Annotated in this window: 1 protein-coding gene; it reads right to left on the minus strand. The window is 59.5% G+C overall.

Annotated features, from left to right (window positions below; all coding sequences use genetic code 11):
* Positions 1 to 301: efflux RND transporter permease subunit (locus IG69_RS20650; RefSeq protein WP_036830711.1), on the minus strand; the 301-nt coding region annotated here is incomplete at both ends.

The following is a 301-nucleotide window of genomic DNA, read 5'->3' on the forward strand; positions in this document are numbered from 1 at the left end:
GACGATCACCGACACCACGATGGCAACGCATACCGTGACGGCGAACTCCTGGAACATGCGGCCGATCACCCCGCCCATCAGCAGCAGCGGAATGAAAACCGCGATCAGCGAGACCGAGATCGAGATGATGGTGAAGCCGATCTCGCCCGCGCCTTTCAGCGCAGCCTGCATCGGAGAGAGGCCTTCCTCGATATGCCGGGAGATATTCTCGATCATCACGATGGCATCGTCGACGACGAAGCCGACCGCGATCGACAGGCCCATCAGCGACAGATTGTCGAGGCTGTAGTTGAGCAGATAC

The organism is Phycicoccus jejuensis (assembly GCF_000720925.1).
Lineage (GTDB): Bacteria > Actinomycetota > Actinomycetes > Actinomycetales > Dermatophilaceae > Phycicoccus > Phycicoccus jejuensis.